The organism is Frigoribacterium sp. PhB160, assembly GCF_003751785.1.
GTDB lineage: Bacteria > Actinomycetota > Actinomycetes > Actinomycetales > Microbacteriaceae > Frigoribacterium.
Genome location: NZ_RKIE01000001.1, coordinates 1,360,820 through 1,378,225, shown reverse-complemented (window position 1 = coordinate 1,378,225; position 17,406 = coordinate 1,360,820). Strand labels below are relative to the sequence as shown.

Here is a 17,406-nt window from a genome sequence, read left to right as displayed (position 1 = left end):
GTGGCCTCCTACTTCGTGTCGGCCGCGCGGGCCTTGTTTCGCGGCGCCGGCTGCTGCTTCGTCTGCGCGTTGTGCTCGGCCTCGAGCTGCGCGAGTTCGGCGGCGAGAGCGTCGTCGACGAGGACGGCCCCCTTCGGCACCTGGTCGGTGTCGAACTGGTACGTGCCGCCGTTGTGGCGGTACTCCTTGAGCCCCATCAGGACTCCCTTCGGTCAGAGGTGGAGGCGGGGCCAGCCCGAAGGCCAGCCCCGCCCGGGGATCACGCCGGGGCGACCGACGAGAACGTGACCTTCGCGAAGCCGGCGGGGCGGCGCACGGCGAGAGCGAGGCGCTCCTCCGCACGGACCGTCACGCGGTTGTACTCGAAGTCGTCGACGTCCGAGTTGGTCGTCTCGACGCGGACGCCGCCCTTGCGGATGACGGACGCGGCCTGGCCGTAGGCACCGACCAGCGCGGTGCCGGCGGCGATCGCCGGGGTCACGACAGTGCGGAGGCCCCAGACGGGCGGCTGCTGGACGATGCCGCCCTGCCCGTACTCGCCGGCGAAGAAGCCGCCGCCGTAGTACTGGTTGTTGGCGTCCTTCGCCAGACGGAGCGTCTGGTAGTCGGCCGGGTTGATGACCAGGCCGTCCGCCTCGATGCCGCCGTTCAGGCCGACCGCGGTGATCGCCCGGAACAGCGCGTCCGCGTTGTCCGTGCGGTTCGCCGAGGCGACGACCTGCACGCCCGACCGGTTGAGCAGGCCGCGGATGTTGCCGCCCGTGCCCGTGCCCGAGAGGAGCTGGTTCTCCTCGACGAGGCCGAGCTGGTACAGCAGCCGGTTGTTGATGGCCGAGATGAGCCACGGGACGTCCTCGAGGATCTCGTCGGACTCCTTGAGGAACCCGGCGATCTTCGCGAGCGCCTCCGTGACGGGGGTCGGGTCACCGAAGTGCAACTGCGGCTTCTTGCCGAGCTCGGCGACCGTGGCGAAGTCGCCCTCGAGCGCACCCTCGACGAAGTACGTCAGCGCGTTGCCGCTGATCGTCTCCGAGCCGAGGAGATCCGCGACCGTGAGGCGGCGGCGCGTGCCGATGACGATGTTCGTGTCGATCGTCGTCAGCGCCGGGGCGACGACGGCGGGGATCGACTGCGCGTCGGTGGCGGCCTTGAACTCCGGTGCGGACACCGAGAAGCCCTTCTGGCCGCGCGCGACGCGGAGCGTGTCGCCGACGGCCTTGGCGAAGTGCTCGCCCAGGGTGCGGGCGGGCGCCTTCGACTCGGGCGTCTCGTCGACGGCCGTCACGGTGCTGAAGCCCTTCAGGGCGTCCTGACGCTCGACCTTCGCGGCGAGCTCGTTGACGAGGTCCGACTTCGTGCGCGCCTCGGCGAGCTCGGCGTCGGTGACCTCGTGGCCGTCGGCCTTGAGCCGGGCGATGAACTCGCTCGCGTCCTTGCGGGCCGCGGCGAGCTGTTCCTTGAGACCCATGTGGGCTCCTTCCTAGATGAGGGACAGTTCGATGGATCGCAGCTCCGCGGTCGAGCGCTGCAGCTCCTCGGACTTGGCTCTCGCGAGCTCCTCGTCCTTGGCCTTGGCGTCGCTGGCCTTGCTGTCGTCATCGGTTCCGAGGGCCGCCGTGATGACGGCCCCGATTGCCTCCTGCGCGGCGCGCAGGGAGTCGATGTGCTTGGACGCGAGCACGCGTCCTTCCTTCACGTCGGCGGTCAGCTGGTCGGTGACCGCCTTGACCGCGACGATGCTGGTGTCCTGGTTCGCGCCGATCGGCACGAACGAGAACTCGTAGACCTTCAGGCGGCGCAGCTCGTTGGCCGTCTCCCCGTCACCGAGGTCGACGACGCCCTCCTCGAGGACGTCGAACGCGAAGGACAGCTGGTTCAGCCGGCCGCCCTTCACGAGGCGGTACACCTGCGGGCCCTTCGGCGACTCGAGGTCGAACTCGCCCTTCACCCACCAGCCGTGCTCGTCCTCACCCATGTCGAGCGCGCCCGCGACGTAGAAGTCGGGGTCGTCGAGCCGGTGCCCGAAGAGTCCCGGCAGGGTGTGGCCCGAGGCCTTCCACTCCTCGATGGTCTGCAGGAACGCGCCCGGTGCGACGACGTCGCCGTACGAGTCCGGCGTCCGGGTGAACGTCGAGGGGTAGACCATGAACTGGCCCTCCTCGAGCCCGTCCTCCGGCCCTGCCTTCATGCGCAGGGCCGGCGTGGTCGTCTTGATCTTCGTGGTCATGGTCGCCTCCTACGGCAGGTTGATCTCGACCGCGCACTGGCAGCCCGCGATGTCGTCGACGTCGAGGGCCGTCGCGTCGCCCGGCCACTTGGCCCCGTTCGAGAACGTGTCGTCGATGCCGACCGTCTCGCCGTTCAGTGACGCGTGCGACGCCCGCGGATCCGCCGACGTGACGATCCACGTCTTCGTCGCCTTCTCGGGCGCCACCTGCTTCACGGACTCGACCGCAGCGAACGCGGCCAGCCCCGTCGCCAGGGTCTGGCCCGCCTCGGCCGAGCGCGCGTCCTCCGACACGTCGAAGACGTTCCGCAGGGCGTCCTGCGGTTCGTCAGCGTCGAGTGCTGCGTCGAGCTGCGCCTTCGTCGCCCGGTTCACCCCGCGCGCCGTCGACGCCGCCACTGCGGCGAGGTACGCGCGCGTGCGCTCCGTGTCGTAGGCGTCGGGGTCCAACCCCGCGCTGCGCAGCGTGCGCCGCCCCACGGTCCTGGTGAGGGCCGTGGAGTTGCCGAGCAAGTCGTCGGCCAGCTCCTCGTTCCATCGGTCCTCGTCCCACCACTCGGGGGCCTTAGCGCCGAGAGCCGAGAGGACGACCCGTCGCTGCCGCTTGAAGAACGCCGAGAACGTCTCGCCCAGGTCGGCGACGTCGTCCTCGTCCGGGGGCTGCTCGTCGGCATTCACACGCACGGTGTGCGGTGCGCGCCGCTGCACCAGCTCGGCCAGGGCCGCGAGGGTGCCGATCGGTGTGCCGCCATCCTGCGGCGACGCCTGCCCGCCGATGAGGACGTTCAGAGGCGTCACGAGCTCGTCGCCACCCTCGATCGCCGGGAGGTTGTTCCGCGACCGGGCCTCGTTCCGCGTCATCCACGGGGACCCCGTCGAGGTCGACAGCACCGCGGCCTGCTCCTCGAACGAGCCCTGCAGCTTCTCGCCGATGTTGAACTCGACGTAGACCCCATCGTCGTCCGTCAGCTGCGGCACCAAGAACGCGTTCAGCCGGTCCTCGATCTGCGCGATGAGGGGGCCGAGCGTCTCTGTGTAGAGCATGCGACGGAACTCGCGGACGTTCGCGAAGTTGGCGTTGTCGAGCTGCCCGATCATGGTCGGGTTCACGTGGTAGACCGAAGCGACCGTCGAGATGGCGAGCTTCGCCGACTCGATGTACTCCTCCTCGCGGGCCGTGAAGCCCACGCGCTTCATCTCGATGCCGTCCTCGAGTAGAGGCGTCCCGCCGGCCTTGGCGCCGCTGGCCGTGTACTGCGCGAACGAGTCACGGAATCGCTCGCGAGCGGTCTTGTCCCACGCCGGCGCCGTAGCCGGGCGGGTCAGGTACGTGCCGACGCGGCCGCCGCGCTTCCACATCTGCAGCCGGAACTCCTGCGCGCTGATCTGCTCGGCGAGCGTCTGCTTCAGCGCGTCAATCGGCGGGGTGCCCTTGGTGCTCGAGAGGGGCGACCAGCCGATGAACGAGATGAGCGCCGACGCCGGGACTCGGAACTGAGCCTCGCCGGGGGGCGCGATGATCCACTCGGCCGGTCCCCAGAAGTCCCCGCCCGCCTTGCCGACCACCCACGGTGCCGGCACCGAGCGGATCGACCAGCCCGAGGGCGCGTCGTCGTCGGGGCCGAGCGCCCAGTACGCACGGTCGTAGAGGTCGAGCATCGCGACGAGGTCGTACACGAGTTCGTATGTCGTCTGGTGCGCGTTCGGACGGCGGAGCAGCTGCGCCACCGGGTTGTCCCGGACCCGCTCGCGGCTCTCACCGTCGCGCTGGAACGTGTGCAGGCCGAGCTGCGCGACGTTCCGCGCCCGGAAGGACACGACCGACCGCAGCGCGGGCTGCGTCCGCCACATGTCCTCCGGCGTCCGGTTCAGGACCGAGCTCGTCAGGTGGTTGATGTACTCGACCGGCACGTTCGGGCGGATCTCGTTGCTCACGCCGCGGATGAAGTCCAGCAGTCCCACGGCGCCTCCCAGCGTTCTAGAACACGAGCACGCTCGCGTCCTCGTCGTCGTACGCGGAGCCGCGTGGCTCCGGGTTGGTGTTGAGCAGCCACAGCGCACCGAGCGCAGCGACCAGCGGTGCGGCGTCCTCGGGTGACTTCTGCCGGTCGATGCCCCAGCCGTCGCCGAACGTCTTGACGACGGCCGACGTGGCAGCGACGTCCAGCACTGGCTGGTTGCCGTGTGTGAAGACCACCTGGGGCAGTTCCGGGTCCACGGCCTGGCGGATCATGTCGAACATCACGCCGGAGGCGCGCCCGAGGTCAGGGCCGCCCCAGTCGGTGAACGCGATGCCGGCACGCTCGAACTCGGCCACGAGCGAACCGACTGGTGCGCCTTTCGCCTGCAGTGTCACGAACTCCGGCTCGATCTTGCGCTGCGGGGACATCAGCCACGGGATGACCCACTCGGTGCCGGCGCGGGACGCCGCGATCTCCACGCGAGCACGCCCCTCGACGTCGTAGAACGCCAGCGCGATGTGCGTCATCTGCCGGTTCCACGACGTGTCGACGCAGTACGTTGCCAGCCGGTCGGTGTCGCGCACGACGCGCTCCGCCCGGGTGGCCTCCCAGCCGCCCGTTGGGAACGGGCCCGTGGCGGTACTGGTCACGAACTGGCACAGCACCTCGGTGCGGAAGTCCTGCTCTGTGTCCTCGGCAGCCGCTGCGGCGATCGCGCGCTCGTCGAGCTCGGTGTGCCCCATGGACGGGTTCGCCTCGACCCAGCCGTCGCGGTCCCAGATGCCACGAGGGGCACCGTCGACTTCGCCGGCCGACCACTCGAACAGACCGGTAGCGCTCGAGTCGACCTCTCCCTCGGGGATGCCTTCGACAGCCTCGCCCGTGATGGCCGCGAGGGCCACCTTCCGCAGGTGGCGCAGCACGACCGAGAGCGTGTCGCCGGCGTTCGAGACGCCCCAGACCTGCGCGCGGCGCCGGGCCAGAGTCGTCTTCGACGTCGCCGACCACGCTCGGGTGTCCTGGTGCTCGCGGAGCTCGTCGAAGATGACGAGGTCACCGCGGAACCCGCGGCCGCCGCGACGGTTCGCGGACGCGATCTTGAACTGCTCGCCGCCGTCAAGCTTCAGCAGCTGCGACCCCTTGCCGCCCGCGAGGTTCTGCGCGATCTCGTCGGCCAGCTCGGGGATCGCCTCCGCGATGTCGACGGCTTCCTGCCACGCCATGCGCGCGTGCTCGAGCGAGGCATGAGTCTCGAGGACCATGCGCGCCCGGTCCTGGAACAGGCGCCACAGGATCAGTACCGTCAGCACCGTGCTCTTGCCGTTCTGCCGGGCCACGAGCAGCAGCACCGTGCGGAACCGCGGCACCGACTGCTCGCCCGGCAGCAGCTCGAGCGCGTGGATCAGGAGCCACCGCTGCCACTCGAGCAGCCGCGGCATCATCCCCAAGTAGTCGATGTCGTCGCCGACCGCGCGGGTTGCGTCCAGCTCCTCGAGCCGGTTCCGTGCCCAGTCCGCGAACTCGATCACCTCGAAGCCCAGCGACGTCTCCGGCGTCAGCTCCCGCAGCGGCGGCGTGAACAGCCGAGGCGTGACCGACCCGTAGCGCTTATCTCGCGCGGCGCGCTGGCCGCTCGAACTGCGTGACGACGCCTGTCGTGCCGGTGGCCGCAGCGTGTCCGTCATCGCCGCCGCCCTTCTCCTCGATCAGTCGCCGGGACCGCAGCTCGCGCTGCAGCCGCACGGAAGGTGTCGCGCCGAGGTCGTTCAGCACGCGCGACAGGGCACGGTGCGCAGCACGGGCAGCCGCCCGATCGCCGACAGCGTTCGACGCGTCCACGTCATCCGCGAGCTGCCGCGCCTGCTCCTTCGACGCCTCGTCCGACAGCGTCAGCCACCGAGCGGCAGCGTTCGCGTTGTCGACGGCCTCGCGCATCGGACGCGCCTCGGGCACGTTCGCCGCGTTCGCGGGCGCTGGGGTGGCAGCAGCACGCTGCCCCCGCTCCTGCTCCCGCTTCTTCCGCATCCGCTCACGCGCAGCGGCCCGTCGCTGTTCCGGCGTCTGAGCCATCACGACCTCCTCGTGCTGCGAACGCGAACACGACGTTCGCGTGTGCGCACCCGTGGGTGGGGAAGATCACTCCCGGCGAATGGTCCTGGGTGGTGGTGGCTGGCGATGTGACCGCCCCTACCCGTTGCGGCGTTTGAGGATCTCGTCGGCGAGGCTGGTGGCTTGGTAGACCTCGCTGAGGATGAGGTCCATGAGCTTGAGGGCGTCGCTGGCGTCTTCGGGTGTGGGTGGGTCTTCTACGTCGCCGTGTGCCATGTCGTTGCCGAGGTGCCGGATGGCGTGTGCGACGTTAAGTGCGTCGCGCCGGATGATGCCTTGCTCTGCCATAGCTTCGATCTTGGAGTACAAGTTGCCGCTGGTAAGTCCCTTGCTCTTGGCTGTGGCCTCGATGGTGGTGCGGGTCATCAAGATGCTGGCGATTTCGGCACCGACTTGGTGACTCACGTGGGCCTGCTGAGCGCAGCGTGCCACGTGTTCGGGGACTCTGTCGAAGTCTGGGGCTGACGCGGCCAGTGGTGTCCAGCTGGTCACCCGCTCTTGCTCCAGGATTCGACGGAGGGTGTGTGCTGCTGTTCCCGCCGGGGCGTCGACGCTGGAGTGCTCGAGCACTGCAATGCTCAGATGGCGGCAGTTCATGCATATGCAAGCCATGCGGACGAGGTAGCGCCTGCCGCCTCCACCCGAGGCGTAGCCAGCGAACTCTGATGTCGACCAGCCGGGGGCTAGGTCGGCAATGGCGTTGCAGTATGGGCAGAGGCGAGTCGGCATGTCAGGAATCATGCCAGGCGAGACCGTATCGTTCTGCCGGGTCAAGTCGTCAGAGCGCGGTCGTTGTCGCGCGGTTGTCGGTGGTGAAGGTTACGTTGAGTTCATGACTGACATTGGTGCTGAGGTTCGAGTTGTCGCGTGGCGTATACCTGCCGAGGCGGTGATGCCCGACACGCTCGGTGGAGTCCACGTGGCAGACGTGAACTATGCGAGCAACCCGGACTTGATCCTGGTCTTGAACAGTGGGTTCGAGATCGTCTCGCACTCGCTGCAGCCTTTCGGGGACGAGGTGCTGCTGTCGTTCGTGTTGACGAAGCGCATTGTCATTCCCGTGGACGCGAGCGGCATCTAGCTCTTTAGTCACCACGTCTCGGACGTGGTCCCGATGGTCGGCATGCTGGGCCCCGCCCCCTTGGCGCGGTTGCACCGGTGGTGAGAGGGCTTTCTGTTCGACGGCTCGAACTCGAGGTGCGGGTGCGTCTTCACCGGCAGAGGGTGCTCGAGCTCGAACGCGTCGGGTTCGTTAGCGGGAGCGTCCCAGTCGATGGTCGCCATGCCGCAGATGCAGCAGGGGCGGTTCTCCTGGGACCAGCGGGCCTTCTCTTCGTCTCGCATCTCGCGGTGACGGCGGCCGGCTACACGGGGCATCGTGCCTCCCTGGTGGTGCGACGAGCGGGACCGCAGGTGCGCCTGGCCGGTGAACTCGGCGTCGTGGGCGTCCTTCGGCGGAATACACACGAGGACCGTTGACGGTCCCGCTCGAAGTGGATTCGGTGCGCACTCACCCCGGCAGGCAGGGTGTGCGGTGCGCGCGTCCGCAGGACCGGGTGTCAGACGGTGGAGCGGGAGCGCATCGCCGGTGGGCGTGTGTGTGGGTGGTGCGCACCGAAGTCTGGTCAGCGGCGGATCAGTGACACCCGCGAGTCCGACGCGCAGATGAGCGCGATCGTCGTGGCGGGGACGTACGCGGCTGAGGTGCCGGGTGGGACGAGGTACGCCTGCGGGTCCTGCACGTCGACGGCGGTGCCGTTGCGGACGTACACCGGGGTGTCGGCGTCGTGCACGAGGACCTCGACGTCGGTGACGGGTTCGGAGCCGGCGGGCTCGACCTCGACGGTGACGATCGTTTCGGCGGGGAGGTCGATCTCGTAGAGGCCCTTGTTGGGTGCGGCGAGGACGTGGTCGGCCATGCTGCTGCTCCTGTCAGGTGAGGCGGACTGCGACGACGGAGATGGTGGCGCCGGTGCTGGCGAGGCCGGCGAGGCCCGTGTTCTGCACCCGCACGGTGACGGTGGTGGAGGTCTGGCCGACGATGCCCTGCACGACGAGCTTCCCGAGGAGGCCGGTGCCGCCGATGATCGTCGCGGTCGCGGCGTACGCGGCCGTCCCGAACGGTGTGCTGAGGGTCACGATGACGTCGGTGGTGGCGCCGGCGAGGAGCGTCCCGGTCATCGCTGCGGTGCCGCTGCTTATCCCGACGCTCGCTGCGGTGGCGGCCGCGCCAGGGGCGCCGTCCTTCCCGGGCGCGCCATCCTTGCCCGGCACACCGTCCTGCCTGCGGCACCATCGCGGCCAGGTGATCCGTCGCGGCCCGGGCTGCCGTCGTTCCCCCGAGGCCCCGGCGTGAGCTGGATGCCGTCGAGGCGATCCGTAAAGGCCTGGTCGGCGGTCTCCCACTCCTCGCGCATCGAGGCGTGCTCGGTACCCGCCGCGGCGATCGCGTCGCCCAGGGTCGCCGTGTCCGCGTCGAGGTCAGCGAGGACCTTGTCGCGGTTCAGGACCATCTGGCGGGCGTTGTCTGCCGTGGACTGTGCGCGAGCGACCGCGGCCTTCATGGCGGTGCTCACGGTGCTGACGATTTCGCGGCGCATGCGTCCTCCCCCGAGGTGACGTGACGCGGCCGGGCGTCCACCCGAAGGGCGCCCGGCCGCGCAGATGATCCGTGATGGTCCGACACCCAGGAGGATCAGCACCCGGCTCTCGACCCGAGGGGCCCGGGGAGAGCTGCGTTAACGCCAAACCGCCCGGCCGGTAAGGGCTCGGGCGGTCGGGTTCGCTGGCGCCAGGCTAACTCAGATCGGCCCAGGCCTGCAACTACGCGCCTGGCGGCGTGTCGGTCCAGACGAGTTCGACGAGCCCGCAGTCGCAGATTGGCGCGAACTCGTGGGACAGCAAGGCGTCGCACCCGCGCCCGTGCGGGCCCTCTGGACTCGTGAGTGCCCAGCCGTCGCCCCGCAGGATGCGGCCGTTCATGCCCCGACCGCCCGGGTTTCCTTCGTCGAGGTGCGCTTCGCGCGCCACAGGGTGAGCAGGTCCTCGGTGTTGACGTAGACCGTGCCCTGCACCGTGTACGTCTGCAGGTCGCCGTCGGCGATGTACCGGTTCAGCGTGCTCTTGCCCAGGTCAAGCTCGAGCATCGCCTGCCGCTTGGTCCACCACTCAGATCGCGGATCGGCGTGCTCCTCGCGCAGCTCGTGCATGAGCTCGCGGACGCGGCCGGCGCGGATGAAGTCGGCCGCGGGCTGGCTGTGCCCGCAGAACGAGCACGACAGCTCGAACCCGTCCACGTCGGCGTCGTCGGGCCAGTGCGCGCCGAAGGCGAACCTGTCACAGACCGGGCAGGCACGGTCGAGGACACCGCGGGCGGCACGCGGGGCGGTCGGGTACTTCGCCCACAGGGAGCGCAGCATCTCGTTGACGTCGTCGAAGAACACCGGGCCATCGGCGTGCAGGGCGATGAGGTCGTGCCGGATGAGCAGCCACGTCGTGACCTGCGTCAGGAGCGCCTGGGCGCCGGCCGGGGTCGTCTCGGCTCGGAAGCCGGCGGCCTCGCCGTCGCGGGCCCAGTGCACGAGCACCGCGGACGGCGGGGCGACCTTGTAGGCCGTCGACCAGTAGTTCACCCAGTACGTGAGGCGGGCGAAGATGTCGTCGGTGTCGTCGACGGCGTCGGCCCGCATGGGCAGCGGTGCTGTCTTCGACGCAGCGCGGGGCATGCCGTCCTGGGCGCCCCCGAGGCCGGGGACCATGAGGGCGCGGACGTAGCCGACGAGGGCGGGCGCCTCGAGCAGGCGCCGGCGGGCCCGGGCGGCGGCGAGCTGCAGCAGGTCCTCGTCGGTGGGGGTGGTCATGGTATCGAGCTCGGTCATCGCCGGGCCTCCTCGGTGGTGTCGAAATCGCCGCGCTTCACGGCCGTGATGAGGCCCGAGACGACGGAGTGGATCAGCAGGTTCTTGTGTCCTGCCTTCGTGGCGAGGTGGGCGAGCAGCTTCGCCCGGTCGAGGGTCTTCTCAGGCACCGGGGTCGAGCCCGGCAGCGGGTCGTACGTGCCGTCGTGGTAGGTGGCCTGCACCTTGTCGCCGTCCATCAGAACGGCGTCTCGTCGTTGTAGGTCGCGCCGCCGGTGCTCGGCGCCGCCCACGCGTCCGCGGCGGGCGGTGCGCTCGCCCAAGGCTCCTGCGGCGCCGCCACGCCTTGACGCTGCCCGCCGCCCGAGGGCGCCTGCCCGGACTTCAGCACAAGGGCCACCTTCGGGAACTCGATCACGAGCTTCGTCCGCTGCTCTCCCTCCCGGGTCCGGTACTCCTGCGTCGCGAGCTGGCCGGTCACGATGACCTCGCTGCCCTTCGCGAGCGACGCCATGACCGCGTCCGCGTCGCCTTCCCAGAAGGTGGCCGTGATCCACGACGTGCCGCCCACGTTCTCGTACCCGCCGCCGTCCACCTTGCGGGACCGCTGCTGCGGGACCGTGATCTCGGCCACGCTCTTGCCGTTCGCCGTGCGACCCTCGGGGTCCTTCGACAGCCGGCCATTGATGGTGATGTTCGGGTTGCTCATGGTGTCCTGCTTCCTGGCTCAGAGAGCCGTGGTGTCGTCGCCGGTGCGCGCGTTGCGCTCCCGGATGGTCTGTGCCGCCTCGAACGCGGCCTGGATGATCTGCTGCCCGAAGGCGTGCGCCTCGTCGACCGTGAGGGTCGCCCGGCCGTCGCCGGCCTCGAGCGTCACGCCGTCCTCGTCGTCTGCCCACGCGTCGGCCACGGTGACCTCGCGCGTCCTGGTGATCGCCATCTCGTCCTCCTCAGATGTCCAGCTGGGTCGACCCGAACGGGTCCCAGCTCTTGTCTCGCAGCCGTGCGAACTGGCCCTGCCAGTCGAGGACGACCGTCCCCATCTCGCCGTGCCGGTTCTTCGCCACGACGACCTCGAGGTCGCCCGGCTTCTTCGCGCGGTCGTACGACAGAAGCAGCACGACATCGGCGTCCTGCTCGATCGCGCCCGACTCCCGCAGGTCCGTCAGCAGCGGCGTCCGCGACGCACGCTGCGCCGGCGGCCGGGAGAGCTGCGACAGGGCGATGACGGGCACCTGCAGCTGCTTCGCCATCTTCTTGAGGCCGCGGCTGAACTCCGCGACGTCCTGCTGCCGGTTCTCCTTGCCGCCGCCCTCGATGAGCTGCAGGTAGTCGATGACGACGCCCGCGAGCTTCCCCTTCCGCGCGACCGATCGCACGAACGACCGGATCTGCGTCAGGGTCGAGATGTCGTCGCCGATGTAGATCGGCGCCTCCTGGAACCGCTGCCGAGCGACCGCGACGCGGCCCCACTGCTCCTTGTTCAGGTTCCGGTTCCGCAGGCTCTTCATGTGCACCTCGCCGTACTGCGCGATGAGGCGGATCTGCAGCTCGTCCTCGCCCATCTCGAGGCTGATGAACGCGACTAAGCCCTCGTGAGCGAGGCGCGTCGCGCACTGCAAGCCGACGATCGTCTTCCCCTCACCGGGGCGGGCGCCGACGATGATGAGGTTCCCGGCCGCGAGCCCGCCGATCAGCTTGTCGAGCGACGGCCACGGCGTCGGCACGTACTCGGGGCTCTTATCGAGTCGGTCGATCAGCGCGTCGATCGTCGACCCGACGGCGTGCACGTCGACGCGGGCGCCGGCGGCGACTCCCTCGATCTCGGCCCGGGCGATGTCGGCGAGCTCGAACGCGTCTCCCTCGGTGGACTGCCCCATCTGCGCGACGCGCATGCCGGCGTCCTGCAGGCGGCGGCGGAGCGCCCGGTCCTTCACAATGTCGACGTAGTAGCCGACGTTCGCCGCGGTGCTCGGTGCGCTGTGGAGCACGTGGAGGTACTCGGCGCCGCCCGCCTTCTCGAGCTCGCCAGCCCGGCCGAGCTCGTCCATCAGGGTGATGACGTCGATCGGCTGGTTCTGGTGCGCGAGGCGCGCGGCCGCGGTCACGATGACCTCGTGCTTCGGGAGGTAGAAGTCGGCCGGCACGAGGCTGTCGAGGACCTCCCAGATCGCCTTCGGGGACAGCATCAGCGACCCGACGACGTACTGCTCGGCGCCGACGTCGTGCTGCGGGCCCCGCTCCTGGACGGCGTCAGCCACGAGACACCGCCGTGACCCATTCGAGGTCGTGCTGGTGTTCGTCGAACTCGGCCACCGTCACGCCGTGATCCCTGCACCAGGCGGCCTTCTGCGCGTCGAGCAGCTCGGCGGTCGCGTTCGGCAACTGCCCCAGATCCGGGTCGACCTGCAGACGCTTCACGACGTCGGCCGGGAACACGTTCCGCGACACCTCGCGGTAGTGGTCCACGACCGCCTGCCGCACCTCGGCCGCCGGGTAGCTCCCGATGATCTCGTGCCACGCCTCGACGGTCATCTCGTTGATGAGTCGCCCGTCAACGGACGAGACCCAGGCGAGGACGATCGCCAGCTCTGACTTCTTCATGCTCCTGCTCCTCTCGCTGCTGGTAGCTCCTGACGAGCTCGATCGACTGCTGTTGCTTCTCCTGACCACGCCCCCCGCCGCGCGCCGGCAGCGCGTCGTCATCCCACCGGCCTGCGTTGAGCCAGGTCGCCGGGTGCGGAATGAACCGCGCCTCCTCGCGGGGCGGCAGGTTCGGGTCGGCCGCGAACCGGCGGGCACCGGCGACGATCCGCTCGGCCGGCGCGACCCGTAGCGCCTTCGCGAACGCCCTCTCGGCCGCCGCCCGGCCCGTGTGCCGCGGGTACGCCTCGTAGAAGGACTCGAACGACCCAGCCCCGCTCACGACCACCTCGCCCCGGCTCACCCCCGCAGGGGGTAGGGGGGTGTCGTGTTCTTTCAGATGGTCTTCTGAGTAGATGGTCTTCTTAGTGTCGGATTCACCGACGTCGGGTGAACCGACGTCGGCTGAGCCGACAGCGGTGAATCCACCGGTGTCGGAAAATCCGTCAGCGGTGATGGCGGGAGCGCAGAGCTCGTACTCGACCTCGTTGAACCGGCCGCCGTCGCCGCGGGTCTGCGCGAGCTTCAGGTAGCCCGCCTCCCGCAGCTCAAGCAGCGCCGTCCGGATCGCGTCGCGCCCCTCGTTGCCGGCCTTCTGCAGGCTGCTGATCGTGACGTGCCATCCGACGCGGTGCGTCATGATCTCGCCGAGAAGTCCGCGGGCCCGGCGCGAGAGGCGCTGGTCCCTTAGCCATGCGTTCGGGATCTGGGTGAAGTGGCCCTCGAACGGCAGCTCTACTCTGCGAACGCCCATGGTCCTGCCTCCTTCTGTGCTGGTGCCCACCGGCCGACGTCGTCCAGGAGGACGAGGCCGTGCGCGGCGTGCTGGATCGGTATTGCAGTGGGTACGGCCCAGGACTGGACCGACCACCCCTTGTCGTGACCGGCCTGGCTGTGGGCGATCCCGTGACACCCGGTGTGGTTGCCCCACCCGCAGAGGTGCAGCAGGTTGGCCACCGAGTGCTGCCCCCCGCGGCTACGGAACTGGCGGTGATGCATCTCTGTGGCCTCACGAACGCCGCAGCCCTCGCAAGTTCCGTGCGATCTCCGCCTGACCGCGTCGATGACTACGGCCGGGATGGCGGTCACTCCGCACGCCTCAGTAAGGTGCGGACATGACTGCAGCGAAGAACTTGCCCGAGGCCATGAGCGGTATTCAAGACACGCTTCGGACCTTGAACGATTCCGGCCACAAGTACACGTCCGACGACATAGCTACCCTCGCGGCGCTGGTCGGGTCGTTGGCGAACGTTGTTGATGCCCTGGTGCACGACGAGGATGTTCCCTCTGAGAAGGGCGTCGCCATTCGCTGACGCTGTCACGCGGCCGCGGCATGCTCGGCGCCGGCAACGCGCGCCTCGACCTCGCTGAGCAGGTAACCCCAGCCGTGCAGCGTCAGCAGGTAGCGGCGGATGCGGTCGGCAGCGTCGTGCGCCTGCCAGCCCTTGCGGTCGAAGTCCTGGCGGCCCTCGATGGCGCCGAAGGCGATCGCTACGGCGGCGTGCGGTGCCCGTGCCGGGTGCTGCTCGAGCCAGGCCGACACGTCATCCCGTCGCGAGTAGGCGCTCGTGCCCTCGGGGACCTGCAGGATCGCGGCGACCGCGGCCCACTGATTCGGAGAAAAGTTCGTCGAGGCCGTGCTGACGACGTGACGTGCGACCTCGAGCTCCCAGCCCTTCGGCATGGTCTTGCGCTGCGCGAGCTCCGCCAGCCAGGCGATGCGGACGGTCGTGGCCGACGCCCAGTCCTTCGTCGTCTGGCGGTCGAGGCGCCGCTGCTGCTTCAAGGCCTCGACCTCCTCCGGGGTGGTCGGCTTCGTCGAGCCGTACTCGTAGCCGAACAGCCCGCGCTCCTTCCAGCCCTTGATGGCGTAGCGCACCTCGAACTTCTGCCCCTCCGACGACCAGCCCATCGACTGGACGTAGGCGCACAGCCCGTCGCCGGCGAGCTCCACGAGGCGCTCGTGCTCGACCTCGTTGAGGGAGTCGCGCCTGGCCTCGTCGAGGTAGAGGCTGTGCACGGATTTCGGGTCGGCCTGGTCGTACGACGGCGTCCCGATCAGGGTGACGCCCTCCATCGCCTCGATGGTCGCCTCGAGCGCCTCCTGCGCCCGCTTGTCGCGCCACTGCTGCGCGGAGTGCCGCAGGTTGTACCCGCTCGCGGCGTACTGGACGAGCTCGCTCTGCGCTTCCGCGTCGCCCTCGAACTCTGCGATGATCGCCGCGTCATCGAAGGACACCTGGTGCTCACGCAAGGCCGTCGACGCGGCCTCGCTCGACCCGACTGCCAGCGCCGTGTTCACGTGCTCGCGCTTGTAACCGGTCTTCCGGGCGATCGCCGTGGCCGTCATGCCGAACAGCTCGAGCTGCTTCACCGCGGCCGCCGTCTCCACAGCGCCGAGGCTCTCCCGCTGGTCGTTGACGATCAGCTGGTCGACGATGCGGTCCTTCTCGTCCGACAGCGGCTCGACGACGAACACGGGGACGTCGGCCAGGCCGGCGTCGACGGCTGCCAGGGTGCGCCGCTGCCCGTCGATGACGGCCAGGCCCTCGTCGATGCGCTGCACGGTGATCGGTACCTTCACGCCGTGTTGCTTGATGCTCGCGACGAACTCCTTCGAGATCTTGGTCTCGGTGCGGACGTTCGCGGCGATGATGAGCGTCGACGGGTCGACTCGCTCGATGGACTCAGACATGACTCTCTCCTTCGTGTGCCTGCTCGCGGCCTTCGCGGTCAGGGGTGTGGCTGTTCTTCCTCGGGCGGCCGGTGAAGTTCGCCGGCAGGCCCATCTCGTCACGACGTCGCGACACGTTGCTGTTGCTAAAGCCGAGGTGTTTCGCGATCCGGTTGTCGGACCACCCCTGCTCGTTCAGGTCCCGTAGCGCCGCGACGTGCTCGGCGGTGAAGATCCGGCGCGGAGGCATCCCCCGACGCGGCTTCGGCTTCGCGGCCTCGGCACGCGCTGCGAGCACCTCGCGGCGGTAGGCGTAGTCGCCCTGGAAGCGGACGCGCGCTGCCAGACACGACGGGGTGGATGGGCAGATGCGGCCGCGGCACCCGCGGTCATAGCCGTCCGGGGTCCCGTGGGGGAAGTCATCGGTGAGACGGTCAATGGCGCTCACGCGGGCGCCCCCAGTACGTTGAGCGCTTCGACACGAAGGGGAACACCATGTCCGCACGCAGCAAGCTGAACAGCGCCATCAACAACGCCGGCAACGCCCGCAACGTCTCCAGAAGCCAGGACATCCAGTACCTCGCCGCAGCTATCGCGGACCTGGCTGGTGCTCTGAAAGACCTCGAGGAGAACGGCACCTTGAAGGCCACCTCGGACTGAGACGCTCACAGGGCACCTGCTTGGCGCAGGATCAGCTCGGCGCGCGTGACGAGGTTGAAGTCCGCCGCCGAGCCGCCCCGGTCGGGGTGCGTCAGACTCTTGGCGCGCCGGACCGTCCAGGTGAGGGTGTGCTCGGCCATGGGGACATCGGAGTGCGGGGCGACGAGCGCCTCAATCCATGCTTGAGCCTGCGCCGCCGTCGACATCGCGGGGCCGGCCTCCCGGGCGCTCTCTATCGCGAGGAAGCCGCGGTACTGCTCGCCGTGGGACGTGACGCCGTAGCGGTCGACCTTCCGCAGCGCCTCGAGCGCGAGGGCGATCGCCCGCAGGTTGTCCTGCCAGGTCGTGAACGTGTCGCACGGGTACGACAGCTGCCCGTGCCGCGACCGCAGCGACAGGATCACTCCGGGGTGCTCGGCCTTCGCCTGCGCCCGCGGCTGCCCGTCGAGCCGGAACTGCTCGGGGGCGATCGCGACGAGCAGCTCGACATCGCGGCCGTCGATCATCCGCAGCTCGCGGTCGAGCAGCTCGAGAGTCGAGCTCAGCGGCGTCGACCGGCGCCGGTATGAGTCGATCTCGTTCGTCTTGAACGGGGCAAATTTGCGTGCGGCCGACGGGGTCAGCGCCCCGGGCCACTCCCGGATCGGGCCCGTCTTCATGTTGCTCGGCCACTCGGCCATGAGCGTCTCCTACCTCTCCTCGGACACATGGCCCGAGGCTCCGAATCGGGAAGCCGCGCGGTCGTCCGCGCGGTCCGTGCGGTGGTTGTCCATCGCCGCGGCGAAGGTGTCGAGCAGCTTCCGCAGCCACTGCTCCCGCTTCTCCTGCACCAGCTCGTTGAGCCGGGCCGTGTCGTACTCGTCGGACGCCTCGGCCATCTGCTGAGCCAGGGCCCGGCTGACCTTCGCGTCGCCACCGACGAGCCGCACCGTCTCGCGAGCGAGGATCCGCTCGGTCTGGTGCTTCGCCCTCGCGTAGTCCTCACCGGCGAGCCGGAGGGCCTGCGCGACCTCGAACCGCATCGCGACGAGCTGCGCGCCGTACGAGCTGCCGAGGGTCCGCCAGACGGCGTCGACGAGGGCCACGTGCAGGACGTCGTCTTTCGAGGGGTGGTGGATGCCGACCGAGCGGAGCACGTCAGCGACCCGGGGGTCGAGGCCGCCTCCCTCGATGACCTCGCCGGTGGCCCCGTCGACGCCCATCAGAAGTCGTCCTCGCCGAAGGCGGTCTCTTCGATTGGTGCGTCATCACAGAAGAGCTCGATGTGTTCGCAGC

At 69.5% G+C, this 17,406-nt stretch carries 24 protein-coding genes; 3 read left to right on the top strand and 21 right to left on the bottom strand.

The window, feature by feature from the left end; translation table 11 throughout:
* Positions 1–8: 8 nt before the first annotated feature.
* The 7 genes from EDF38_RS06520 to EDF38_RS16295 all read right to left on the bottom strand — a co-directional run bounded on the left by EDF38_RS06520 (position 9) and on the right by EDF38_RS16295 (position 6,894).
* A complete protein-coding gene (locus EDF38_RS06520) occupies positions 9–197 on the bottom strand; it encodes a hypothetical protein (RefSeq protein ID WP_123354507.1) in 189 nt (62 codons plus the stop codon).
* 62 nt (positions 198–259) lie between these two features.
* Complete coding sequence (locus tag EDF38_RS06515; protein ID WP_123354506.1) at positions 260–1,468, bottom strand: phage major capsid protein; 1,209 nt, start codon at positions 1,466–1,468, stop codon at positions 260–262.
* Positions 1,469–1,480: 12 nt separating this feature from the next.
* A complete protein-coding gene (locus EDF38_RS06510) occupies positions 1,481–2,227 on the bottom strand; it encodes an HK97 family phage prohead protease (protein WP_123354505.1) in 747 nt (248 codons plus the stop codon).
* 9 nt (positions 2,228–2,236) lie between these two features.
* Positions 2,237–4,189, bottom strand: a complete 1,953-nt coding sequence (locus EDF38_RS16045) for a phage portal protein (RefSeq protein WP_199734597.1) — start codon at positions 4,187–4,189, stop codon at positions 2,237–2,239.
* Between the two features lie 16 nt (positions 4,190–4,205).
* Entirely contained in the window at positions 4,206–5,873 is a 1,668-nt protein-coding gene (locus EDF38_RS06500; RefSeq protein ID WP_148061457.1) for a terminase, read from the bottom strand.
* Positions 5,797–6,258, bottom strand: coding sequence for a hypothetical protein (locus EDF38_RS06495; RefSeq protein WP_148061456.1), 462 nt, complete (start codon positions 6,256–6,258; stop codon positions 5,797–5,799). The genes EDF38_RS06500 and EDF38_RS06495 overlap by 77 nt, the downstream gene beginning before the upstream one ends.
* Before the next feature lie 117 nt (positions 6,259–6,375).
* A complete protein-coding gene (locus tag EDF38_RS16295) occupies positions 6,376–6,894 on the bottom strand; it encodes a DUF4145 domain-containing protein (protein ID WP_255409853.1) in 519 nt (172 codons plus the stop codon).
* A 130-nt stretch (positions 6,895–7,024) separates the two neighbouring features.
* Here EDF38_RS16295 and EDF38_RS15715 point away from each other — a divergent pair, with 130 nt between their 5' ends.
* Complete coding sequence (locus tag EDF38_RS15715; protein WP_148061455.1) at positions 7,025–7,378, top strand: hypothetical protein; 354 nt, start codon at positions 7,025–7,027, stop codon at positions 7,376–7,378.
* Between the two features lie 544 nt (positions 7,379–7,922).
* Here EDF38_RS15715 and EDF38_RS06475 read toward each other — a convergent pair.
* The 10 genes from EDF38_RS06475 to EDF38_RS06430 form a co-directional block, all read right to left on the bottom strand.
* On the bottom strand, positions 7,923–8,216 hold the full coding sequence (locus EDF38_RS06475; RefSeq protein ID WP_123354499.1) for a hypothetical protein: 294 nt from the start codon (positions 8,214–8,216) through the stop codon (positions 7,923–7,925).
* A 13-nt stretch (positions 8,217–8,229) separates the two neighbouring features.
* Positions 8,230–8,478, bottom strand: a complete 249-nt coding sequence (locus EDF38_RS06470; protein WP_123354498.1) for a hypothetical protein — start codon at positions 8,476–8,478, stop codon at positions 8,230–8,232.
* 17 nt (positions 8,479–8,495) lie between these two features.
* Entirely contained in the window at positions 8,496–8,897 is a 402-nt protein-coding gene (locus tag EDF38_RS06465) for a hypothetical protein (RefSeq protein WP_123354497.1), read from the bottom strand.
* Positions 8,898–9,275: 378 nt separating this feature from the next.
* Complete coding sequence (locus EDF38_RS06460; protein WP_123354496.1) at positions 9,276–10,175, bottom strand: helix-turn-helix domain-containing protein; 900 nt, start codon at positions 10,173–10,175, stop codon at positions 9,276–9,278.
* On the bottom strand, positions 10,172–10,393 hold the full coding sequence (locus EDF38_RS06455; protein WP_123354495.1) for a hypothetical protein: 222 nt from the start codon (positions 10,391–10,393) through the stop codon (positions 10,172–10,174). Before EDF38_RS06455 ends, EDF38_RS06460 begins: the two co-directional genes overlap by 4 nt.
* A complete protein-coding gene (locus tag EDF38_RS06450; protein WP_123354494.1) occupies positions 10,393–10,863 on the bottom strand; it encodes a single-stranded DNA-binding protein in 471 nt (156 codons plus the stop codon). The genes EDF38_RS06455 and EDF38_RS06450 overlap by 1 nt, the downstream gene beginning before the upstream one ends.
* An 18-nt stretch (positions 10,864–10,881) precedes the next feature.
* Positions 10,882–11,094, bottom strand: a complete 213-nt coding sequence (locus tag EDF38_RS06445) for a hypothetical protein (RefSeq protein ID WP_123354493.1) — start codon at positions 11,092–11,094, stop codon at positions 10,882–10,884.
* Between the two features lie 10 nt (positions 11,095–11,104).
* Positions 11,105–12,415 (bottom strand): replicative DNA helicase, encoded by a 1,311-nt coding sequence (locus tag EDF38_RS06440; RefSeq protein WP_123354492.1) that lies wholly within the window; start codon positions 12,413–12,415, stop codon positions 11,105–11,107.
* A complete protein-coding gene (locus EDF38_RS06435) occupies positions 12,408–12,758 on the bottom strand; it encodes a hypothetical protein (protein WP_148061454.1) in 351 nt (116 codons plus the stop codon). The genes EDF38_RS06440 and EDF38_RS06435 overlap by 8 nt, the downstream gene beginning before the upstream one ends.
* Complete coding sequence (locus EDF38_RS06430) at positions 12,709–13,551, bottom strand: helix-turn-helix domain-containing protein (protein WP_123354490.1); 843 nt, start codon at positions 13,549–13,551, stop codon at positions 12,709–12,711. The genes EDF38_RS06435 and EDF38_RS06430 overlap by 50 nt, the downstream gene beginning before the upstream one ends.
* Before the next feature lie 361 nt (positions 13,552–13,912).
* Between EDF38_RS06430 and EDF38_RS06425 the strand changes: the two genes are divergently transcribed.
* Positions 13,913–14,110 (top strand): hypothetical protein, encoded by a 198-nt coding sequence (locus EDF38_RS06425; RefSeq protein WP_123354489.1) that lies wholly within the window; start codon positions 13,913–13,915, stop codon positions 14,108–14,110.
* Positions 14,111–14,115: 5 nt separating this feature from the next.
* On the opposite strand, the gene EDF38_RS06420 is transcribed toward EDF38_RS06425, so the two are convergent.
* Positions 14,116–15,492: a ParB/RepB/Spo0J family partition protein gene (locus EDF38_RS06420; RefSeq protein ID WP_123354488.1), complete on the bottom strand. Its 1,377-nt coding sequence runs from the start codon at positions 15,490–15,492 to the stop codon at positions 14,116–14,118.
* Entirely contained in the window at positions 15,485–15,919 is a 435-nt protein-coding gene (locus EDF38_RS06415) for a hypothetical protein (protein ID WP_123354487.1), read from the bottom strand. The genes EDF38_RS06420 and EDF38_RS06415 overlap by 8 nt, the downstream gene beginning before the upstream one ends.
* 47 nt (positions 15,920–15,966) lie before the next feature.
* Here EDF38_RS06415 and EDF38_RS15860 point away from each other — a divergent pair, with 47 nt between their 5' ends.
* A complete protein-coding gene (locus EDF38_RS15860; RefSeq protein ID WP_158613323.1) occupies positions 15,967–16,131 on the top strand; it encodes a hypothetical protein in 165 nt (54 codons plus the stop codon).
* A 5-nt stretch (positions 16,132–16,136) separates the two neighbouring features.
* On the opposite strand, the gene EDF38_RS06410 is transcribed toward EDF38_RS15860, so the two are convergent.
* Positions 16,137–16,811, bottom strand: coding sequence for a molecular chaperone DnaJ (locus EDF38_RS06410; protein WP_123354486.1), 675 nt, complete (start codon positions 16,809–16,811; stop codon positions 16,137–16,139).
* Positions 16,812–16,820: 9 nt separating this feature from the next.
* Positions 16,821–17,333 (bottom strand): hypothetical protein, encoded by a 513-nt coding sequence (locus tag EDF38_RS06405; protein WP_123354485.1) that lies wholly within the window; start codon positions 17,331–17,333, stop codon positions 16,821–16,823.
* Positions 17,334–17,406 lie beyond the last annotated feature (73 nt).

Bases quoted from the DNA above. Each gene is read 5' to 3' on its own strand.
- EDF38_RS06520 (WP_123354507.1), bottom strand. From the start codon at position 197: ATGGGGCTCAAGGAGTACCGCCACAACGGCGGCACGTACCAGTTCGAC.
- EDF38_RS06515 (WP_123354506.1), bottom strand. From the start codon at position 1,468: ATGGGTCTCAAGGAACAGCTCGCCGCGGCCCGCAAGGACGCGAGCGAG.
- EDF38_RS06510 (WP_123354505.1), bottom strand. From the start codon at position 2,227: ATGACCACGAAGATCAAGACGACCACGCCGGCCCTGCGCATGAAGGCA.
- EDF38_RS06500 (WP_148061457.1), bottom strand. From the start codon at position 5,873: ATGACGGACACGCTGCGGCCACCGGCACGACAGGCGTCGTCACGCAGT.
- EDF38_RS06495 (WP_148061456.1), bottom strand. From the start codon at position 6,258: ATGGCTCAGACGCCGGAACAGCGACGGGCCGCTGCGCGTGAGCGGATG.
- EDF38_RS16295 (WP_255409853.1), bottom strand. From the start codon at position 6,894: ATGAACTGCCGCCATCTGAGCATTGCAGTGCTCGAGCACTCCAGCGTC.
- EDF38_RS15715 (WP_148061455.1), top strand. From the start codon at position 7,025: ATGTCAGGAATCATGCCAGGCGAGACCGTATCGTTCTGCCGGGTCAAG.
- EDF38_RS06475 (WP_123354499.1), bottom strand. From the start codon at position 8,216: ATGGCCGACCACGTCCTCGCCGCACCCAACAAGGGCCTCTACGAGATC.
- EDF38_RS06470 (WP_123354498.1), bottom strand. From the start codon at position 8,478: ATGACCGGGACGCTCCTCGCCGGCGCCACCACCGACGTCATCGTGACC.
- EDF38_RS06465 (WP_123354497.1), bottom strand. From the start codon at position 8,897: ATGCGCCGCGAAATCGTCAGCACCGTGAGCACCGCCATGAAGGCCGCG.
- EDF38_RS06460 (WP_123354496.1), bottom strand. From the start codon at position 10,175: ATGACCGAGCTCGATACCATGACCACCCCCACCGACGAGGACCTGCTG.
- EDF38_RS06455 (WP_123354495.1), bottom strand. From the start codon at position 10,393: ATGGACGGCGACAAGGTGCAGGCCACCTACCACGACGGCACGTACGAC.
- EDF38_RS06450 (WP_123354494.1), bottom strand. From the start codon at position 10,863: ATGAGCAACCCGAACATCACCATCAATGGCCGGCTGTCGAAGGACCCC.
- EDF38_RS06445 (WP_123354493.1), bottom strand. From the start codon at position 11,094: ATGGCGATCACCAGGACGCGCGAGGTCACCGTGGCCGACGCGTGGGCA.
- EDF38_RS06435 (WP_148061454.1), bottom strand. From the start codon at position 12,758: ATGAAGAAGTCAGAGCTGGCGATCGTCCTCGCCTGGGTCTCGTCCGTT.
- EDF38_RS06430 (WP_123354490.1), bottom strand. From the start codon at position 13,551: ATGGGCGTTCGCAGAGTAGAGCTGCCGTTCGAGGGCCACTTCACCCAG.
- EDF38_RS06425 (WP_123354489.1), top strand. From the start codon at position 13,913: ATGACTGCAGCGAAGAACTTGCCCGAGGCCATGAGCGGTATTCAAGAC.
- EDF38_RS06420 (WP_123354488.1), bottom strand. From the start codon at position 15,492: ATGTCTGAGTCCATCGAGCGAGTCGACCCGTCGACGCTCATCATCGCC.
- EDF38_RS15860 (WP_158613323.1), top strand. From the start codon at position 15,967: ATGTCCGCACGCAGCAAGCTGAACAGCGCCATCAACAACGCCGGCAAC.
- EDF38_RS06410 (WP_123354486.1), bottom strand. From the start codon at position 16,811: ATGGCCGAGTGGCCGAGCAACATGAAGACGGGCCCGATCCGGGAGTGG.
- EDF38_RS06405 (WP_123354485.1), bottom strand. From the start codon at position 17,333: ATGGGCGTCGACGGGGCCACCGGCGAGGTCATCGAGGGAGGCGGCCTC.